Genomic DNA, 2,196 nt, shown 5'->3' with positions numbered 1-2,196 from the left:
AAAATCAGGGGCAAAAAGAGTACTTAGATAAGTTTAGCCTGCTCAATGAGACATATTGATGAAGAAGACATACAGATAGATCTCACTGGAGGCGGAGTCATTAAAAGGTGGACAATTAAAGCTTAAAAGGTAACTTAAGCGTGCAATATAACAATGGACTGATCGATGAGAATCACCTATATTTAGTCATGCATAAGTGGCTTTTATCACAAGTCAAAGATGGAGAAATAGAATAAGGATATCAATAAATTAGGAGGCTATATGAAGACAAGTAGATTATTGTTAATAATGATTATAGCTTTCATCATTGGGTTTGTTTTAACGAAAATAGTTATAGGATATATTGACTTAAACAACAATATTACCCCATGGATTTTAGTTACATTATTTATATTTCCAAGCTCCTTTTGTGTACAAGCAATGCTGAAATTACCAGAATCTAATGAACACATTCAACTAAGTTCATCAGAGTTAAGACGGTTAAAAGGAATAGTAAGATCAAAACAACTAAAGCTATGTTTACTTGTTTTTTTTCTACATAATTTCAGCAGTAATTATTGTAACTATGTTTTTAATGAAAAACTTAAATCTTTATTTTGGTAGTATTATATCAATATGTTTTGGCTTAATATTTTCCTCACTATCAACTCTGTTATATATAAAATCCATCATGGATGAAATTCAGTCTTTTAAAAGCTTAATGTTGCATAGAGATAACAAAGCAAAGAAAAAAAATGAGCTAATAAATAACCTCACAAATACAAATAAAGAATAGCCCTCCCAGCGAGGGCTTTTTTGTACCCTCTCCCCTCTAAAGAAGCGATCTCCATCCCAATCTGAGATTTTTAAAGACATAAATAAAAAGTCAAACGGATAAAACCCGTCCGTTTCTATTTTGACAAAAAACAATATATGCGCTTGACGCATTTGCGTGTAATGCATATACTGAATCTATAAGATAACAATCGTTGATGAAAAATGAATTGAATTGTAGGAGCCATCATGACAACTGAACCAGTAATCATACCGCCAGCTAATTTCTCTGATGCAGATGTTGTTGATTGGATGAAAGAGAAACTATCGTCTATCAAAGTCCTCGGTGAGTTAAACGCGAGACGTCAAGAGCTGGTGGATAAACTAGAAAAACTGGATGCTGAAATAGACAAGTACAAAATAAAAAGCGCTATTCAGATACAAAGTAAATGATTTTTATGTGTGAAGAGAACGTGTGAAGAGAAACAATGGCTGGCTGAGTCTTTTACCATTAAAAGGGGTTGTGGTGATAATGTTCTGCTCAGTCAGCCATTTTTATAAAGTTAGTTTTAGGATTGGTGGTTAGCGTTCTCATGCGAGATGCAACGCTAGTAATGTGATAAGACCTGATAAATCGACTGAGCTACAAATAAGGTAGCCAATACAAAAACAGAGCGTTCAGGAAATAAGCGAGTATAGCGACTCGGTGTTAACCACTAATCACTAAAACTAACTCAATAAGCAAGGGTACTGGCATTATTTGTGAAATGTCTTATCAGGATTATGTCAACTCGCTAGTGCCCTTTCTTATTGTGTGAAGTGAATAAACCGTGTGAGGAGAAATAGCGTGTCTCTTTTTAATCAAAAAGCAATGATTGTTTATAACCTAAACAAATCGGTTGATGCAGAGGAGTTAAATAGCTGCATCCAAAATTTAAAATGGGTTGAATGTAAGCCGACTGATATGTCTACTGTTGGCTTTGTTTCACCTGCATTCAATGATGATTTAATCTTTGAGTGTAAAGGACATTTGTTATTAGCAATCAGGAAAGAAGAAAAAAATCCTACCTACTAATGTCATCAAAAAAAGAAACTCAACATAAAGTAGAGAAACTTGAAGGGGAGCAAGGAAGAAAGCTAAAGAAAACGGAAAAAGCTACAATTAAAGATGAAGTCATTTACTCTTTATTACCACGAGCATTTAGCAAATACTCAACTGTTTATATTTGGATAAACACTATCGATCATCAAATAGTTGTATTTACAGGAACTAGTAAAAATGCAGAGAGTAGCCTTGCTTTATTACGTAAAGCTATTGGTTCACTACCTGTAACTCCATTGAAATTTGATTCAATCGAAATGTTATTAACTAATTGGGTAAAAGACAATTCCATCCCCACTCAATTACAATTAAACGGTGAAGCTGAATTAATTGCTATTTTA

General features: G+C 33.5%; 3 protein-coding genes. All 3 read left to right on the top strand.

Annotated features, from left to right (window positions below):
- Positions 1-1,002: 1,002 nt before the first annotated feature.
- On the top strand, positions 1,003-1,206 hold the full coding sequence (locus BHE89_RS15215; protein WP_064506365.1) for a hypothetical protein: 204 nt from the start codon (positions 1,003-1,005) through the stop codon (positions 1,204-1,206).
- Positions 1,207-1,600: 394 nt separating this feature from the next.
- The gene (gene rdgC, locus BHE89_RS15210; protein ID WP_128860606.1) at positions 1,601-1,828 is read left to right on the top strand and encodes a recombination-associated protein RdgC; all 228 of its coding nucleotides are present in this window, start codon (positions 1,601-1,603) and stop codon (positions 1,826-1,828) included.
- A partial coding sequence (rdgC, locus tag BHE89_RS15205; RefSeq protein WP_141008310.1) for a recombination-associated protein RdgC occupies positions 1,828-2,196 on the top strand: 369 nt, incomplete at its 3' end. The genes rdgC (BHE89_RS15210) and rdgC (BHE89_RS15205), both read left to right, overlap by 1 nt.

This window comes from Shigella sp. FC1967 (assembly GCF_001743005.1).
Classification (GTDB): domain Bacteria; phylum Pseudomonadota; class Gammaproteobacteria; order Enterobacterales; family Enterobacteriaceae; genus Proteus.
Note: the sequence above shows the minus strand (reverse complement) of the source record. Positions and strands in the feature narration are given on the sequence as shown.

Bases quoted from the DNA above. Each gene is read 5' to 3' on its own strand.
- BHE89_RS15215 (WP_064506365.1), top strand. From the start codon at position 1,003: ATGACAACTGAACCAGTAATCATACCGCCAGCTAATTTCTCTGATGCA.